The sequence below is a fragment of the Streptomyces composti genome (assembly GCF_012034205.1).
GTDB classification, from domain to species: Bacteria; Actinomycetota; Actinomycetes; order Streptomycetales; family Streptomycetaceae; genus Streptomyces; species Streptomyces composti.
This window is the reverse complement of record NZ_JAATEM010000008.1, coordinates 1-17,270: the sequence shown is the minus strand read 5'-3', so window position 1 is coordinate 17,270 and position 17,270 is coordinate 1. Positions and strand designations below refer to the sequence as shown.

General features: G+C 74.2%; 13 protein-coding genes. 4 read left to right on the top strand and 9 right to left on the bottom strand.

The window, feature by feature from the left end; translation table 11 throughout:
• Positions 1 to 141 precede the first annotated feature (141 nt).
• On the bottom strand, positions 142 to 984 hold the full coding sequence (locus tag HCJ93_RS08140; RefSeq protein WP_309141340.1) for a GntR family transcriptional regulator: 843 nt from the start codon (positions 982 to 984) through the stop codon (positions 142 to 144).
• Positions 985 to 1,203: 219 nt separating this feature from the next.
• On the opposite strand from HCJ93_RS08140, the gene HCJ93_RS08135 reads away from it, so the two are divergent.
• Positions 1,204 to 2,052 carry a (2Fe-2S)-binding protein gene (locus HCJ93_RS08135; protein WP_167992505.1) on the top strand — a complete coding sequence of 283 codons (849 nt, stop codon included), beginning with the start codon at positions 1,204 to 1,206 and terminating at the stop codon, positions 2,050 to 2,052.
• Between the two features lie 336 nt (positions 2,053 to 2,388).
• Positions 2,389 to 3,438 carry a DUF2637 domain-containing protein gene (locus HCJ93_RS08130; protein ID WP_167992503.1) on the top strand — a complete coding sequence of 350 codons (1,050 nt, stop codon included), beginning with the start codon at positions 2,389 to 2,391 and terminating at the stop codon, positions 3,436 to 3,438.
• A gap of 35 nt (positions 3,439 to 3,473) precedes the next feature.
• On the opposite strand, the gene HCJ93_RS08125 is transcribed toward HCJ93_RS08130, so the two are convergent.
• Entirely contained in the window at positions 3,474 to 3,947 is a 474-nt protein-coding gene (locus HCJ93_RS08125) for an ATP-binding protein (RefSeq protein ID WP_167992502.1), read from the bottom strand.
• 271 nt (positions 3,948 to 4,218) lie between these two features.
• A complete protein-coding gene (locus HCJ93_RS08120) occupies positions 4,219 to 4,848 on the bottom strand; it encodes a hypothetical protein (protein WP_167992500.1) in 630 nt (209 codons plus the stop codon).
• A gap of 317 nt (positions 4,849 to 5,165) precedes the next feature.
• Between HCJ93_RS08120 and HCJ93_RS08115 the strand changes: the two genes are divergently transcribed.
• Entirely contained in the window at positions 5,166 to 6,863 is a 1,698-nt protein-coding gene (locus tag HCJ93_RS08115) for a helix-turn-helix domain-containing protein (RefSeq protein ID WP_309141339.1), read from the top strand.
• Positions 6,864 to 7,064: 201 nt separating this feature from the next.
• Here HCJ93_RS08115 and HCJ93_RS08110 read toward each other — a convergent pair whose 3' ends face one another.
• Both HCJ93_RS08110 and HCJ93_RS08105 read right to left on the bottom strand, forming a co-directional pair.
• Positions 7,065 to 8,807 (bottom strand): pyruvate dehydrogenase, encoded by a 1,743-nt coding sequence (locus HCJ93_RS08110; protein ID WP_167992498.1) that lies wholly within the window; start codon positions 8,805 to 8,807, stop codon positions 7,065 to 7,067.
• A gap of 28 nt (positions 8,808 to 8,835) precedes the next feature.
• Positions 8,836 to 10,659 (bottom strand): protein phosphatase 2C domain-containing protein, encoded by a 1,824-nt coding sequence (locus HCJ93_RS08105; RefSeq protein WP_167992496.1) that lies wholly within the window; start codon positions 10,657 to 10,659, stop codon positions 8,836 to 8,838.
• 153 nt (positions 10,660 to 10,812) lie between these two features.
• On the opposite strand from HCJ93_RS08105, the gene HCJ93_RS08100 reads away from it, so the two are divergent.
• On the top strand, positions 10,813 to 11,295 hold the full coding sequence (locus HCJ93_RS08100) for a DUF456 domain-containing protein (RefSeq protein WP_167992495.1): 483 nt from the start codon (positions 10,813 to 10,815) through the stop codon (positions 11,293 to 11,295).
• 46 nt (positions 11,296 to 11,341) lie between these two features.
• Here the strand turns inward: HCJ93_RS08100 and HCJ93_RS08095 are convergent, their stop codons facing one another.
• The 4 genes from HCJ93_RS08095 to HCJ93_RS08080 form a co-directional block, all read right to left on the bottom strand.
• Positions 11,342 to 11,836, bottom strand: a complete 495-nt coding sequence (locus HCJ93_RS08095) for a methylated-DNA--[protein]-cysteine S-methyltransferase (protein ID WP_167992493.1) — start codon at positions 11,834 to 11,836, stop codon at positions 11,342 to 11,344.
• Positions 11,836 to 13,488, bottom strand: a complete 1,653-nt coding sequence (locus HCJ93_RS08090; RefSeq protein WP_206317126.1) for a DNA-3-methyladenine glycosylase 2 family protein — start codon at positions 13,486 to 13,488, stop codon at positions 11,836 to 11,838. Before HCJ93_RS08090 ends, HCJ93_RS08095 begins: the two co-directional genes overlap by 1 nt.
• Before the next feature lie 135 nt (positions 13,489 to 13,623).
• Positions 13,624 to 14,757 (bottom strand): ribosome small subunit-dependent GTPase A, encoded by a 1,134-nt coding sequence (gene rsgA, locus HCJ93_RS08085; protein WP_167992800.1) that lies wholly within the window; start codon positions 14,755 to 14,757, stop codon positions 13,624 to 13,626.
• Positions 14,758 to 15,123: 366 nt separating this feature from the next.
• A partial coding sequence (locus HCJ93_RS08080) for a CHAT domain-containing protein (RefSeq protein WP_167992489.1) occupies positions 15,124 to 17,270 on the bottom strand: 2,147 nt, incomplete at its 5' end.

Genomic DNA, 17,270 nt, shown 5'->3' with positions numbered 1-17,270 from the left:
CGGCCGGGTGGCGGGCGCGTAGGGGGGCTCGCAGAGTTCCCCGCGCCCCCGGGAGGGGACTCGCGGACCGCCTGGGCGGATCGCGCCGCGGGCTCCCGCACCCGCGAGAAGGTTGCGGTCCGCCCGGCTGCCGTCCCGGCGTCAGCGGGCGCCGGTGAAGTGTTCTTCCACCAGGGCGCGGATGAGGTCGGCGTCGCCGGCGATCAGGGCGTCCAGGAGGGCCGTGTGTTCGTGGGCGTCGGCTATGAGATCGGCGCGGCTGCGGGCGCCGGGGGCGGTGCCGGCCAGGGGCCACTGGGCGCGGCGGTGCAGGTCCTCGGCGATGCGGACCAGCTGCTCGTTGCCGGCCAGGGACAGCACCGCGCGGTGGAAGGCACGGTCGGTCTCCGCGTACGTCGCCCGGCAGCCGGAGGAGGCCGCGCGGACCGTCGCCTCGGCGAGGGGCCGCAGCTCGGCCCACCGCTCGGCCGGGACGGAGCGGGCCAGCCGCAGCATCACCGGGACTTCGATCAGCGCCCTGACCTCCGCCAGCTCGGCCAGCTCCCGGCGGTCCCGCTCGACGACCCGGAATCCCCGGTTCGGGACGACTTCGACGGCGCCCTCGAGCGCGAGCTGCTGCATCGCCTCGCGCACGGGCGTCGCGGAGACGCCGAACCGCTCGCCGAGCGCGGGCGCCGAGTAGACCTCGCCGGGCCGCAGCTCCCCGCTCACCAGCGCGGTGCGCAGTGCGGTGAGGATCTGCTCCCGGACCGAGGTGCGCTGCACCACGGGCCGGGTGGCGGGCCGCACCGGTGCCGGTTCGCTGTGAGTGTGCTCTCCGCGGGCCGCCGTGTCGTGCCCGGGTCCGGCCGTCTGCGTCTGGCCGGTCCGGCGTTCGGGCCGGTGCTGCCGGTAGGACCGGTCCACGTCCTCCCGTCCGGGCTGGGCGGGCACCCGCGCGCGGCGCATGCCGGGCTCGGCGGAGCCCTGGGTGCCCTGCTTCACGGGGGCCTCCTGACGGCTACGGACGGGACGGCGGGCTGGGGGGACGGACGGCGGACGTATCGGTACTTCGGGCCATTACGGCGGGTTGCTGTCCGTCCGTCAAGCACCCTAAGCGACCGGACCCTCCGGTTCACACCTCACCGAGTTTGGGTAAGGTGAGCCTTACCTTGTCCGGCTCGTGCAACGACTCGGTCCCACGATGTGTGAATGGGTGGTCCCATGCCTGTGCCCGGTTCGGCCGTCACGGACGCCTACGACCGTCTGGCCGCGGCCTTCCCGGCCCTCGCCGTCACCGAGCTGCGCGCGGACGAGGAGGCGCCGGCCGGCGGCGGCTGGGTCTCCGCGGCCGGGCTCGCCGCGGGCGGTGCGGATCTGGAGAGCTTTCTGAGCTGGGACGACAGCCAGGTGCGGCGCGACTACGGCGTGCGGGCCCGCCCCGACGTGGTGGCCAGCTTCGGGCTGCACCGCTACGCCTGGCCGGCCTGTCTGCTGATCACCGTGCCGTGGTTCCTGCTGCGCCGGGTGCCGCGCTACCCCGTGACGCATGTCTCCTTCGACCGCACCGCGCCCGGCCTCGCCGTCGGCCGCATGGCGGTGCGCCCGGCCGGCTTCGCCTGCCTGCCCGGCGACCCGGCCGCGGACCTGCCCGGCGCCCGCGTCGTCCCGGACGAGCACGCGCTGCGCGCCGAGGTGCGAGCGGCGGTCTCCGAGCACCTCGAACCCGTGCTGACCGCCTTCGGCCCCCGGATGCGGCGGCGCGGCCGGGCCCTGTGGGGCATGGCGACCGACGAGGTCGTGGAGAGCCTGTGGTACGTGGCCCAGCTGCTCGGCGAGGAGGAGCGGGCGCGGCGCGAGCTGGAGCTGCTGCTGCCGGGCACGACCAAGCCGTACGTGGGCGCCGCGGCCTTCCGCCCGGCCACCGGCCCGGCGGGTGAGACCGCGCACACCCGCGACCGGGTCAGCTGCTGCATGTTCTACACGCTGCGCCCGGACGAGGTGTGCGCCACCTGCCCGCGCACCTGTGCGCCCCGGCGGACCCCGGCACGGGAGCTGGCGAAGGCCGGCTGACCGCCCCCTCCGGACGGCTTCCCGCATCCCTCCGTGCAGTCTCCCGCATCGCCTCCGCACAGTCTCCGCGTCACTCCCTGACGGCTTCCCGCTCACCCGCAGGCGGCCTCACGCATCACCGTGGCCACCGCAACCATCCGCCGCACGAACCACTCGCACGGTCACCGTTGTTCGAACACAACTGCCGCATTTCAAGCGGGAGTTCGAGACTCGAGGCGTCTGGGAGGGCCCCTTGCCCCTCCTTGGCGGCCTGTTGCCCCGAAACACCCTGAGAGCTGTGGGGATTGGGCCACTATGACGGGCGTTACGCCCTATCCCAATGCAAGGGACCCCTAGATGAGACTGACCGACATATCGCTGAACTGGCTGCTTCCGGGCGCCGTGCTGCTCCTGGGCATGCTGGCGGCGGTGGCGGTGCTGGCGCGCGGCAAGCGCTCCTCGGTCAAGGACACGAGCGTGGAGGACTCGTGGGAACGCAGCGAGGAGCGCCGCAGGCGCAAGGAGGCCATCTACGGCACCGTCTCCTATGTCCTGCTGTTCTGCTGTGCGGCAGTGGCCGCGGCTCTCTCCTTCCACGGCCTGGTCGGCTTCGGTGAACAGAACCTCGGCCTGTCGGGCGGCTGGCAGTACCTCGTCCCCTTCGGCCTGGACGGAGCGGCCATGTTCTGCTCGGTGCTCGCCGTGCGCGAGGCCAGCCACGGCGACGCGGCCCTCGGCTCACGCATACTCGTATGGACGTTCGCGTTCGCGGCGGCCTGGTTCAACTGGGTGCACGCGCCGCGCGGTGCCGGGCACGCGGGCGCCCCGCACTTCTTCGCGGGCATGTCGCTGTCCGCGGCGGTGCTGTTCGACCGCGCGCTGAAGCAGACCCGCCGGGCGGCCCTGCGCGAACAGGGCCTGGTGCCGCGCCCCTTGCCGCAGATCCGGATCGTGCGCTGGCTGCGGGCTCCCCGGGAGACCTACCGCGCCTGGTCACTGATGCTGCTGGAGGGCGTGCGCAGCCTCGACGAGGCGGTCGAGGAGGTCCGCGAGGACCAGCGGCAGAAGCAGGAGGCCCGCCGGCGCAGGCGGGAGCAGGAGCGGGTGGAACGGGCCCAGCTGAAGGCCATCAGCCGCGGGCACCGCGGTTTCGTGGGCCGTGGCGGGCGTCAGCTGGAGACGGCGACCGCGACCGTGGAGCGGGACGACGAGGTGGTCACGGCGGAGCCTGCCATATCCGCGCCGGAGCCCCTGCCCATGCGCACCCGGCCCTCCCTCGCGCCGGTGCGCGGCAGCAGTGACCCGGTGACGACCGTGGATCTGACCGCGGAGGACGACACGCAGGCGCTGCCGCGGCTGGACTCCCTGGAGCGCAAGCTGAAGGACCTGGAGCAGCAGTTCGGCTGACCCCGCGTCCCCACGTGCGCGTGACCGCGGGTCCCTCAGGCGGCGTCGGCACCGAGTTCGAACCAGACGGCCTTGCCCACGGCGTGCGGCCGTACCCCCCACTGATCGGCCAGGGACTCCAGCAGAACGAGGCCCCGGCCGTGCGTGCCGTCGCCGGCGCCCGGTACGCACGGCCGGGGCTCGCGTGCCACGAAGTCCCGCACCTCCACGCGCAGCCGGCGCGGCCCCACGGTGGCCGTCAGGACCGCCTCGCGGTCGGTGTGCACCAGGGCGTTGGTGACCAGCTCGCTGGTGAGCAGCTCCGCGATCTCCGACCGGCCGGGCCGGCCCCAGTGCCGCAGCAGCTCGCGCAGCGCCCGGCGGGACTCGGGCACGGCCCGTAGGTCGGCGCGCCCCAGTCTGCGCCGGAGCTGGGCCGCCGGGCCCCGTCGTCCACCGGGCCGGTCCTGCCCCCTTCTCACCGAGGAACCGCCCGTGCCGGGCCTGCCCTCTCGCACCTGACTCGTCATGACCCCCCGTCCGTGTGCCGTTCGGCTCCCCCGGCGTCTCGAACACGTACACGGGAATCCATGCCCCGTCGGCGGGGCGGCACGCATGCCGGGGTGGTCACGGACGGTTGTTGGCCGAAGTGCGACGGCCACCGGTCTGCGCGGGGTCGTCCTCCCGACCCCCGTGGCGGGAGGACGACCCCGGCTCCTCGCGGTGGTCGTGGGGGTGTGCGGTGGGCCGCCGGCTCTCGCCGTCAGCAGAGCCTTCGGCGCTCGCCGTCAGCAGAGTCCGTCAGTAGAGCTTGTTGACGGCGGTCTTCGTCGTCTTCTTGAAGGCGGCCACGGGGGCGTCCTTGAAGCCGCCCATCTGGCCCCAGCCGACGATCGTCACGGTCCGGCCGTCCCGGCCGACGGACAGCAGGTTGATGTCCGCGGCGCCGTAGGAGGTCTTGGTCTGCAGGCCGAAGACCTTGGCGCCCTCCTCGACCTTCAGCGCGCCGTAGTAGCGGCCCTCGGCCTCGACGTCCGGGTACTGCTGCTCCAGCCGGTCCGCGCAGCCGCGGATCACCTTGGCCAGGTGGTCGGCCAGCGCCTTGCCCTTGGCGGCCGAGCCGGTGACGGTGGTGACCTGCACGGCCTGGGTGTCGAGGTCGGTGTGGAACAGGCGGTGCCGGTAGTCGTAGGCGGGCACGCCCTCGCCCAGGCAGTAGGCGAGCTGCTCGGGGAAGCCGTCGGTCACAGGGCCGGCGGTCCAGCTCGACGACGGGTGCGGCGGCAGCTGGGACGCCGAGAGGAACCGCGGCTGCTTGCTCTTGGCCGAGGCGGCTCCGGCCGGTGCGGTCCCCGCGGTGAGCGCGGTGCCGGCGGCGAGGGCGGCTACGGCGAGCGCGGCGAGAGCCCGGGCCCGGGTGCGGTTGGTCATACGTGTCCCCCGTACGGAGTGCGTGGATCGACGGAAATGACCGCGGCGCGCGGTGCGGGGACCGTAGGGTCCCCGTGGTGCGCGCGGACCGGGGTCACCGCGACGGCCGGTGCGGTCCGTCCGGTGGCCGTCGGTGCGGCGCGGCCAGGTGCCATGAGCATCGGACGTCCCGGGCGGCCGGTGCAAGCGGCGGTGGCGTTTCGGCGGGCATGGAACCATCCCAGCCCGTCTGACGTGCAGATATATGGGGTGCCTGGGATGCCGTTCCAGGCTCTGGGACCCCGCGAACGGGTGAACGTGAGGCGACGAGAGGCAGGGTGACGGTGTCGGCACAGGGCGGCGGCCAGGACGAGGTGACCGGCTTCGCGGCGCTGCTCCGGGAGCTGAAGGAACGGACGGACCGCAGCTACGGCTCGCTGGCCCGCCGCCTCGGCATGAACACCTCCACCCTGCACCGCTACTGCGCCGGTGAGGCGGTGCCGGTCGACTTCGCCCCCATCGAACGCTTCGCCGCGCTGTGCGGGGCGAGCCCCGAGGAACGCCTCGAACTCCACCGCCGCTGGCTCAGCGCCACGGCGGCCCGCCGGCGCCCCCGCGGCAACGGCGGATCCGCGACGGCCGCCGCGCAGGGCTCCGGCGGTACGGGCACGGCCGGGACGGGCGACCGGCAGCAGCGCACGACCACGGAACCGGGACCGGCCGGCGAGCCGCCCCGCTCCGCCCCGGAGGCGGACGCCCCGGCCACGGAGCGGCCGGAGGCGGCGACCGACCGCCCGGAACCGGCACCCGACGTCCCCTCCGCGCCCGAGGACCCCGAACCGAAGCGCTCCGGACAGGAAGGCTCCGAACAGACAGGCGCCGGGCCGACGAGCCCCCGGCCCCCGGCGGACACCGACACCCCGCCCCCCGCCCCCGCGGACGCCCCCGCACCCGAGCCTGCGCAGGGCACCGGCCACGTCCTGGACGGCGTGGTCCAGGGCCCTCTCACCCCCACCGCCTCCACCACCCGCCGCCCGTCGTCGGACCGTGCCGAGGCACCACACGGCGCCGCTCCCGGACGACGTCGCTGGTACCGCCGCAAGCGCGTCCTGGTCGCCGCCGTCTGTGCCGTCCTGGCCGTCGTGGGCAGCCTCTCCGCCCTGCCCGACGCGGGAAAGCGCCCGGCCTCCCAGGGCGTCCGGGCCACCGACGGGCCGACGGCCGGCAGCACCGCGACCGGCCCGCGGCACGGCCGGTCGGCGTCCCCCTCCACGGCCGATTCCGGCTCCCCCGCCGAGAACTCCGCCAGCGGCCGGGGCACCGAGGACGGTGGGCTCCGCCCGGGAACCAAGCCCTCCTCCCCCGCCTCGGAGGACGGCGGAACCGCCCGGAACGCCCCCGGCGGCGGCTCGGCCGGCTCCCCGCTCGTCTGGACCCTCGACTCCCACGTCTGGGAAGGCGGCTGCGGGCACGACTACGTCATCGGCAAGCCGCCCGCCAAGGTCCCGCCGCCGCCCGCCGCGCAGGACGCCCCCGCCTGGGCGGCCGCGCAGGGAGCGGTGCACGGCGGGAAGACCCAGGTGGAGGTGTCCGTCCAGGGCAAGTCCGAGGCCGCGGTCGTCCTGACCGCGCTGCGGGTCCGTGTCGCCGGCCGGGCCGAGCCGGTGGCGGGCAACGCGTACGCCATGGACCAGGGCTGCGGCGGCGCACTGACGCCCCGCTCCTTCGACGTGGACCTCGACAAGGACCGCCCCGTCGCCCGCGCGGTCCCCGGCAACGACGCCGGCACCCCGATCCCGGCCGTACGCCTCCCCTACCGGGTCTCCTCCAAGGAGCCGGAGGTCCTGCTGGTCACCGCCCGCACCGGCACCTGCGACTGCCGCTGGTACCTGGAGCTGGACTGGTCCTCCCAGGGCCGCACCGGCACCGTCCGCATCGACGACCACGGCCGCCCGTTCCGCACCTCCGCCGTCGACGGCCTCCCGCACTACGAGTACGACACCCTGAACCGCCGCTGGCGCCCGCGCTCCACCTGACCCGGACACCAGCGCACCCGACTGCCGCCACCCACGACTCGAGTCCTGACCCCAGCGAGCACGACCGTCCCTGCCCGTGACACCCGTGGGGTTCCGTCGCCTGCGGAGGATGCCGGCCTCGCCTGATGCGGGCGCGCCCACCACGGCGCCGGGCGTGGGCGGTGGCCACGGGGCGGCGGCGACGGGTTTGACGACGGGTTTTCAGGGCCGGGGCACGTTGCGCAGGTTGGAGCGGGCCATTTGGAGCATGCGGCCTACTCCGCCGTCGAGGACGATCTTGGAGGCGGAGAGGGCGAAGCCGGTGACCATTTCGCGGCTGATCTTGGGTGGGATGGAGAGGGCGTTGGGGTCGGTGACGATGTCCACGAGAGCGGGGCCCTTGTGCTTGAAGGCGGACTTGAGGGCTCCGGGGAGGTCCTTGGGTTTCTCCACGCGGACGCCGTAGGCGCCGCAGGCACGGGCGACGGCGGCGAAGTCGGGGTTCTTGTTGGCGGTGCCGTGGGACGGGAGGCCGGCGACCAGCATCTCCAGCTCGACCATGGAGAGGGAGGAGTTGTTGAAGAGGACCACCTTCACCGGCAGGTCGTACTGGACGAGGGTGAGGAAGTCACCCATGAGCATGGCGAATCCGCCGTCGCCGGACATCGAGACGATCTGCCGGCCCCGGTCGGTGAACTGCGCCCCGATCGCCATGGGCAGCGCGTTCGCCATGGAGCCGTGGGAGAAGGAACCGATCACCCGGCGGCGGCCGTTGGGCGAGATGTAGCGGGCGGCCCAGACGTTGCACATGCCGGTGTCGACGGTGAACACGGCGTCGTCGTCGGCGAGTTCGTCGAGGACGTAGGCCGCGTACTCGGGGTGGATCGGCACATGCTTCTCCACCTTGCGCGTGTAGGCCTTCACCACCCCCTCCAGGGCGTCCGCGTGCTTCTTCAGCATCCGGTCGAGGAAGCGCCGGTCGGTCTTCTCACGGACCCGGGGGATCAGGCAGCGCAGCGTCTCCCGTACGTCGCCCCACACCGCGAGGTCCAGGCGGGAGCGGCGGCCCAGGTTCTCAGGCCGGATGTCGACCTGGACGATGGGGATGTCGTCGGGGAGGAAGGCGTTGTAGGGGAAGTCGGTGCCGAGGAGGATCAGCAGGTCGCACTCGTGGGTGGCTTCGTACGCGGCGCCGTAGCCGAGCAGGCCGCTCATGCCGACGTCGAAGGGGTTGTTGTACTGGATCCACTCCTTGCCGCGCAGGGCGTGGCCCACGGGGGACTTGATGCGCTGGGCGAGTTCCATGACCTCGGCGTGGGCGCCCTTGGTGCCGCTGCCGCAGAAGAGGGTGACCTTCCCGGCCGCGTCGATCATGTCGACCAGCTGGTCGATCTCGGCGTCGCCGGGGCGGACGGTCGGCCGGGCGGGGACGAGGGCGGACGCCCCGGTCTGCTCCGGTGCGGGCTGGTCGGCGATGTCGCCGGGCATCGAGACGACGGCGACGCCCGAGCGGCCGATGGCGTGCTGGATGGCGGTCTGCAGCAGCCGGGGCATCTGCCGCGGGCTGGAGATCAGCTCGCAGTACTGGCTGCACTCCCTGAACAGCTGGTCGGGGTGGGTCTCCTGGAAGTAGCCGAGCCCGATCTCGCTGGACGGGATGTGGGAGGCCAGGGCGAGCACCGGCGCCATGGAACGGTTGGCGTCGTACAGGCCGTTGATGAGGTGCAGGTTGCCCGGCCCGCAGGAGCCCGCGCAGGCGGCGAGCCGGCCGGTGATCTGCGCCTCCGCTCCGGCGGCGAAGGCGGCGGTCTCCTCGTGCCGTACGTGGACCCAGTCGATGGCGGGGTTGCGGCGGACGGCGTCGACGACGGGGTTGAGGCTGTCGCCGACCACGCCGTACAGGCGTTTGACGCCCGCGCGGGTGAGGATGTCGACGAACTGTTCCGCGACGTTCTGTTTGGCCATGGAATCCATGAATTCACATGGCGGACGCTCACGCCTCCCAGACGGCCACAGCCGTACGGTCGTCGGCGTAACCCTTGACCCGCACCTGGGTGTCGGCCAGGAACGCGGCGAGGCCGGGCGGTTCGGGGTGGGACCACCGGGCGGCCAGGTGGGCGCGCAGCTCCTCCTCGCCGCGCAGCGGTTCGGCGAACCCGGCAGAGCACATCAGCAGGGTGTCACCCGGGCGGGCTATCGAGGTGCGGAATCGGTAGGGCTCGCGTGGTGGTTCGGGCGCCGGTTCGTAGGACGGGCCCGGGGGTGTGGGGATGCCGAGGTCCATGGTGAGACGGTCGCCCTCGGCGGTCTCGGCGGGCGGCGAGCCGAAACCGAGCACGGGCTCGCCCTTGACCTCGGCGGCCTGCGGTTCGATGTCCTGCCAGATCCCGTCCCGCAGCCGGAACAGCCCGCCGGGCCCGACGCCGAAGAAGACCCGGGTGCGGCACTCGGGGTCGGCGGGCAGGAGCAGGCAGCGCAGGGTCGCGGTGTACTCCTCCGGTTGGAGCCCCTGTTCGGCGGCGCCGGCGCGGAGCCGGCCGAGGCTGCGGTCGGTGAGCCGCTGCAGTCCGGACTTCAGGTCGCCGCGCCGGGCGGCTCTTATGTCCTCGACCAGCCGGGGGTGACTGCGGCCGACCGCTCTGCCGATCCAGCGGCAGGCCTCGGCGGCGGCGCGATGCCCGAGCGGCGCGGTCCGGGCACCGGTCGCGACGGCGACCAGCAGCAGCGCCTGGTCGCCGCTGCCGAAACGGGCGGTGAGCAGCGCGTCCCGGCGCGGTTCGCCCCGGTACCGGGCGGAGTCCCCGCGCACGGAGGCGGCCCGTAAGGTGCCCGCCCCGTACCGGGCGCCGTCCAGGACGGTGTCCGGAACGAGGTCGTCCAGCCGCTCGGGATCGGCGGCGGGCAGCGCGGTGGGCTCGGGATCGTAGGTGGGCGGCCGGGAACCGACGTAGGCACGGGTGGCGGGGGGTGGTGGCGACGCCGGGCCCGAGGGCTGGGCATCGCGGGGGTCGGTGCGCGGGTCGGTGCTCGTGAGTGGGGGCGTTCGGGGGTCGTAGTCCGTACGAAGGGGCGTTCGGGGGCCGGTGTCGGGTGCGGCGCCGGAGGGGACGGGCTGGGGCGCGTCCTCGGGTGACGGCTGCGGTGCCCCGGCGGGCGGTGCCGGGGACGGCACCTGGACGGGCGGGGTGCCGACCGTGTCGGCCTTGCCGGCCGGGCCGCCCGTATCAGCCGGGCCGCCCGTATCGGCCGGGTCGGCCGTACCGGCTGGGTCGGCCGTCGAGGTCGTCTCGGCCGGGTCGGCCGCCTCGGTCGTCTCCGTCGTATCGGCCGTGCCGGGCGGCTCGGACGGGTCGGACGGGTCGGACGGCTCGGTGGCGGTGCGGGGCGAACCCTGGGCCTGCTGGCCGGCGGACGAAGCCTCGCGGGACGGGGCGTCCGGCGGGCCGTCGGGTGGCGTGGGGCCCGGTGGCGCGTCGGCCGGTGTTGCCGGAGGCGCCGCGCCGGAGGGGACGGAGGAGAGCGGCGCAGAGGACGCGGAGGTGAGCGGGACGGTCGGGTGGGTGGTGGTGGACGTGGCGTCCGGGGACGAGGGTTCCCGGGGGGCGCGCGGCGGGGGCAGTGGTGGTGTGGCCTGCTGAGGTGAAGGGGCGGCGTCCCTCGGGGGTGGCGGGCCGTTCAGAGTCACCTTCGCCGAGGCGAAGCGGTCGTCCAGGGAGTCGGGGGCGGGTGTGCCGCCCGTGTCGCCCGTGGAGTCGTCGTACAGCTGCGCCCACCAGTCGTCCTCGGGGCCGGTGGGCCTTCCCCCCTGCTGGCTCATGCCCCCAATTGTCCACCGCACAGCCCCGATGAAAACGGGGCATCCGGAAAATCCCCGTCGCTTCCCCGGCCAGGGACCGCACCTCGGGTGACGGCCGGTACAGCTGTTCGTCGCCGTTCTGCGCCGCCCCTCACCCTCCTGCACCCTGGACAGATGGGAGCGTGGGAACTCCTGCTGGCCGGACTGGTGATCCTGTTCGGTCTGTGCGGAGTGCTGCTGCCCGGAGTGCCGGGGTCCTGGCTGGTGTGGGCGGCGGTCATGTGGTGGGCGCTGAAGGACCCGCGGCCGGTCGCCTGGTGGGTGCTGGTGGGCGCGACGGCGGTTCTGCTGCTCTCCCAGGTCATCCGCTGGGCCCTGCCGCCCCGGCGCCTGTGGCCCGCCGGCGACGACGCCCGGATGATGACGTACGCGGGGGCCGGCTCACTGGCCGGATTCGTGCTGTTGCCGGTGGTGGGCGCGATCCCCGGGTTCCTCGCCGGGATCTACCTCTGTGAGCGGATCCGTCTGGGCCGCCACGGCGAGGCGATGGTGTCGCTGCGCACCACGATGCGGGCGGGCGGCTGGAGCCTGCTGACGGAGTTGTTCACCTGCCTGCTGATCACCGCGGCCTGGCTTGGCGCGGTCTTCTGGGGCTGACGACGACCGCCCCGACGGCGGCGACGGCCGTCGGGGCGGTCTGTGGTCAGGCCGCCGCCTGCAGCACCCCCTCGTGCGTCAGCAGCCGCACCTTGTTCTCCAGGCCGCCCGCGTATCCGGTGAGGGAGCCGTCGGCGCCGATCACGCGGTGGCAGGGGCGGACGATCAGCAGCGGGTTCGCGCCGATCGCACCGCCGACCGCCCGCACGGCCGCCCTGGGCGCGCCGATCCGGGCCGCGATCTCGCCGTAGGAGGTGGTGGCGCCGTAGGGGATGGCGTCGAGGGCGGCCCAGACCTTCTCCCGGAAGGGTGTGCCGGTGGTGCGCAGCGGCAGCCGGAAGTCCTTCAGGTCGCCGGCGAAGTAGGCGCCGAGCTGCTCCTCGGCCTCGCGGAAGGGGCCGGAGTCCGGCCGCCCGTCGGGCGGTACGGCCGGGGCGTTCCGCTGCCCGGGCAGGGACAGCGAGGTCAGCTCGCCGTCGGGGCCGGCGGTGAGGAGGAGCGGCCCGAGGGGGCTGTCGAGGGTCGTCCAGTAGGTGCTCATCAGTGCTCCGGTTCGGTGGTCGGGAGGTCGGCGTTCGCGTGTCCGAGTGCCGTGCGACCGGCCGCCGCGGGCTCGGCGGACGCGGGCGTCGTGGCCCCGGGCTCTGTGGCCGCGGGCTCGCCGGCTGCGGACTCGGCTGCCGCGGACTCGGCTGCCGCGGACTCGGCTGCCGCGCGCAGGTGACGGTGGGCGTAGGAGCGCCAGGGGCGCCGGCGGTCGGGGACGTCGGCGGCGTCGGTGGCGTCCGGGCCGTCCGGCGCCACGTCGGGGTCGCCGAGGGCGCGCATGCGGATCTCGGCGATGGTGGGGCCGTCCATGCCCGGCAATGCACGCAGGGCGGCCTCGGCGGCCTCCCGGTCGGCGCCGGGGTCGAGGCGCAGGGTTCCGTCGGCGAGGGCGGCGGTGAGCGCGCCCAGGGGGCCGTCCGGTTCCGCGCCGGCCAGGACGGCGGGCTCGGGGAACAGGTGGGTGAGGCCCCCGCAAGGGGCGTCCAGCGCCTTGCCGTACCGCTGGACCAGCCGCGCGGCCTCCTCGCGGCCCACCAGGGCCCGTACGGCCAGCTCCTCCGGGTCGGCGGCTCCGGGTGACCGGAGTCCTGGCCGGGCGGCGACCAGCGGGGCGAGGCCGGGGTCGGCGCCGAGGCGTTCGTCGACGGCGTACGGGTCGGCGTCCAGGTCGAACAGGCGGCGAAGGCGCTGCACGGCCGTGGTGAGGTCGCGCGGGTCGGTGAGATGGATGCGCGCCTCGAGCCAGCCGCCGGGACGGGCACCGGACGGGGCGCGTCCCCTCCGGCCGGCCTCGCCGGGCTCCTCGACGGCGGCGATGCCGGTGCCGTAGGGCAGGCGCAGTGTGCGCCGGTAGGTGCGGGCGCCCCGCTCTCCGCTCACCTCCTCGACGCCGGGTACGGCCTCCCGTTCCAGCAGGTCGAAGACGGGCCCGGCGCAGTAGGGGCCGCGGTGGGCGAGGCGCAGCGGGACACCGGCCTCGGGGGTGGCCCGGCGGCCGTACCTGGTGGTGGTGCGTGCGGACCGGCCGGGGGTTCCGGACGCGGCGGCGCGCAGTTCGCTGGGGGTGGCCGCGTAGACGGCCCGGATGGTGTCGTTGAACTGCCGCACGCTGGCGAATCCGGCGGCGAAGGCGATCTCCGTGATCGGCAGGCCGGTGGTCTGCAGCAGGACCCGCGCGGTGTGGGCGCGCTGTGCCCGGGCCAGCGCGACCGGCCCGGCGCCCAGCTCGGCGGTGAGCTGCCGCTGCATCTGGCGGGGGCTGTAGCCGAGCCGCGCAGCGAGTCCCGCGACGCCCTCGCGGTCCACCACGCCGTCGGCGATCAGCCGCATGGCGCGGCCCACGACGTCGGCGCGCACATTCCACTCGGGGGACCCGGGGACGGCGTCCGGCCGGCACCGCCGGCAGGCCCGGAATCCGGCGCTCTGCGCGGCGGCGGCGGTCGGGAAGAAGCGCACATTGCGCCGTCGCGGGGTGGTGGCGGGGCAGCTGGGCCGGCAGTAGATGCCGGTCGTCTCGACGGCGAAGAAGAACACGCCGTCGAAACGCCCGTCGCGGCTGCGTACCGCCTCGTACCTGCTGGTTTCGTCCGTCACAGGGTCCAGTCTCCGCCCTGCGGGGACCCGCGGCTGGCGGAAATCGGACATGGACGTGGCCCCAGTGAGCCCGGCGGCCCGGCGGACCCGCCCGGGTCCAGTCCAGCCCGGGTCCGAACTCGCCCGGGTCCAGTCCAGCCCGGGTCCGAACTCGCCCGGGTCCGGCCCCGCCCGGCTCCCGTCCCGCTATCGCCAGTGGCCACCCCGCTTGAACTCCATCGCCGCCCTGGCCTGCGCGTCCTTGCGCTTCCAGTCCTTGCGGATCTCCGACCGGAGCCGGGCGTCGGACTGGGCGACGATGCGCTGGTTCTCGCGGAGCAGCTTGCGGTAGCTCTCCAGGCGGCGGTGCGGCAGCTCACCCTCGGCGATGGCCTCCTGGACGGCGCAGCCGGGCTCGCTCTCGTGGGCGCAGTCGTGGAAGCGGCACCCCTCGGCGAGCTCCTCGATCTCGGCGAACACCTGGCCGACGCCGGTGGCGGCGTCGTACAGGCCCACGCCGCGCAGTCCCGGTGTGTCGATGAGGACGCCGCCGCCGGGCAGGGCGAGCAGGTTGCGGGTGGTCGTGGTGTGCCGGCCCTTGCCGTCCGCGTCACGGACGGCGCGGACGTCCATGACGTCCTCGCCGAGCAGCGCGTTGGCGAGGGTGGACTTGCCCGCTCCGGACTGGCCGAGCAGCACGGAGGTGCCGCCGGCGGCGACCGCGGCGAGCACGTCCAGGCCCTCCCCGGTCCGGGCGCTGACGGCGTACACCGGCACGCCGGGCGCGCTGGTCTCGACGTCCGCCACCAGATGGGACCGGGTGACCGGGTCCGGCACCAGGTCGGCCTTGGTGAGGACGACCAGCGGCTGCGCCCCGGACTCCCAGGCGAGGGCGAGGAAGCGTTCCACCCGGGCCAGTTCGAGTTCGGCGGCGAGGGAGACGGCGACCACGGCGTGGTCGACGTTGGCGGCGAGGATCTGCCCTTCGGACCGCCTGGAGGAGGTGGAGCGCACGAAGGCGGTGCGGCGGGGCAGGTACGCCCGCACGTGGCACGGGTTGCCCTCGGGCTGGACGGCGACCCAGTCGCCGGTGCAGACGACCCGCATCGGGTCGTGCGGGGTGACGAAGGCCGTGTCGGCGCGCACGGTCCCCTCGGCGGTGACGACGTCGCACTGGCCGCGGTCTACGCGGATCACGCGCCCGGGCAGCAACCCCTGCGCGTAGTACGGGGCGAACGCCTCGGCCCACCCCTCGTCCCAGCCGTACGGAGCGAGCGCGGTGGCGGTGTCGGTGGGGGTGGAGCCGGCACCCCGGCCGGAGCCGGAGCCGGAGACGGACATGGGGCTGGAGCTGGAAGTCAACGGGTGACCCTTCACAAGGGTGGCTCCGGCGGCCGTGCCTCGTGCGGGGCACGGAGGAGGAAAGGGTGAGTCAGCCGGCGGCCACGGAGGTGGACTTGACGGTTTCCTGGATGCGGGCAGCGCCCGGCACGGTGACGGCCATCTGTCGACACCTCCTCACTCGCACACGCGTCGCCCTCGCGACGCTCCGGTACGGCAGCCCTGACGGGGGCCGTGTGATCCGCGCTCACGGTAGTCCGCGGCGGCCCCTGCCCGTCAACCGGTTTTTCCGGCGGGCCCTCCGCCCCGCGCGGCCGGCAGGCACTTCCGCACCGGCACGACGGCACTCACCGCAGGATCAGGGGATCAAGCACCGAGATGGATGTAGGAGGCCCAGACCTCGACCCGCTCGGGGAATCTCCGCCGCTGTTCTCCCACGGCGACGTGCAGCGCGTGTGCGGCGCGGGCAGCCGCGGGAGCGGTTGCCCCGCTCCCCACGTCCCCTTCCAGAAGCTCCCTGTAGAAGCGTGCCGCGACCTTTCTGGCCCGGTAGGACTGCACCTCCCACTGGGTGGCGACCACATGCCGGTAGCCGGCGAGCTGGAGTGAGCCCGCCAGACTGACGGGCTCGTCGGAGTGGGCCCGCGGGGTCACATGGGTGCGGCAGGCCGACAGATAGGCCAGCTCCGCCCGCTGCAGGCGCAGACCCGCGATGTCCCGCATCAGCAGGGGGCCGCTGCTCCGGCAGTCCCACAGGTACAGACGGCCGTCGGGTTCCTCGGCGCCTTGATCACCGTGCCCGGCGAAGTGGAACCAGCCGCCCGCCCGGATCCGCTGGAGCACGAGGTCGCGCGTCGCCTCCTCGTCGCACAGCGGCCGCGGATCCGCGGGGAAGAGCCGGGCCACCTCCTCGATCTCCTCGGTGGCGTCCGCGATCGGCGGCAACTGCGAGCCCGGTGGCGTCCTGCCCACCCCGACCAGCAGAACCGGGGAAGCGGCGGTGGACGGCTGCGCCGCCTCGGCCCGGCGCGCAGTCCTCAGGGCGCGCAGGGTCGGGGTGTAGCTGGAGACGAAGGTGTCGGCGAGGCTCTCCTGGTTGACGTGGTCGGGGTCGCGCAGGTCGAGCCGGGAGGCGGCGTGTACCGGCAAGTGGTTGAAGACGCCGGTGGGGCACCACCAGATCCGCGCCGGGTCGGGGACCGCGCGGCACCTGTCCGGCAGCGCCGCCAGCACGGGCTCGGCCACGGCCGCCCACAACCAGCCGAGCAGGTCGGTCAGATAGTCCCGCAGGTCGTCGAGACCCCCGTCTGCCGCTCCCGATGTCTCGTCCCGTCGGGAAGCCTGCTGCAGCAGGGACAGATGCCCGGCACGTCGCACCGCCCGGGTGTGGCGGAACAGGGGCAGCGGCACCACGGAGAGCGAGCCCTCGTACAGGACGAGGGCGTCCGAACGGAGAGGGCTGGAGGTGAGGACCACGACCGGACCGTGCTCGGCGACCGCCACCAGTTCCCGGTACGGCAGTGGCTTCAGGAAGTCGGCCAGGCCCGGCAGGCGGCGTACCTCCTCGACCGTCTCCTCCCAGCGGTACTGAAGGCGTCTGCGCCGCACCCCCGCGGCGGCCGTGTCTCCGCCGTGGGCCGGCTCCTCACTGAGCTGTGCCAGTCGGGCGGCCAGCTCAGGTGCATGACGGCGGACCGCGTCCAGGTCCGCGCGCCGGTCCAGTGCCTGCGACAGCAGGAGGCCACGTCCGTGCTCAAGAATCTCCAGGGCCCTTTCCGGTGCGCCGGCGTTGAGCGCGACCGAGGCGAGGAGGGAGACGGTCTGGGACGTGTCGCCGAGCGCACGCAGCTTGTCGTCCAGTCCCAGGCCGCCCCAGGCGAGTCGGGGCAGGACGTCGATGGCCGCCGTGCACGCCTGGAGGGCGGAGCTCCAGTCCTGCTGCGCCACACGAAGCTCGACTGCGTCCAGGGCGGCCTGCCACCGGACGGACGCGGCTCCTGACGGCTGTCTCGCGGCCCGCATGAACAGGTCGAACGCCTCGTTCATCTCCTCGGGCGTGGCGGCGGCCCAGGCTTCGTCGACGAAATCCTCTCCGAGCAGCAGCGCCTGCTGCGCCCAGTCGGGGCTGTCCTCGGGCACATTCTCCAACGACCGGCGCTGGACAGTCAGTCCGCGCTGCCGAAGCGGTCGGTCGTCCTCGAGGATGCCGAGGGCTCTGAGGGCCTGACCGTACTGCGCCTGGATCTTCGGCAGGGACTGGTGCCGTGGCGGCAACAGCCGTATCGCATCCGCGAGTACGTCTCTGGCGCGCAGGAAATCACGCCGTGCCTGCGCCCTGCTCGCGGAGTCCTTCTTTCTGCCCCGGCGGCCGCCCAGCGCGACCAGCAGCGTCCCCAGGTCGGACAGAGGCAGCGGATACTCGGTCGTCCGGCGCAGCTCCTCTCCGCCCGAGGAGATCTGCCGGAGCGCTTCGTCGATGGTCTCGATCGCCTCCTGCAGGAGCGGGTCATGAT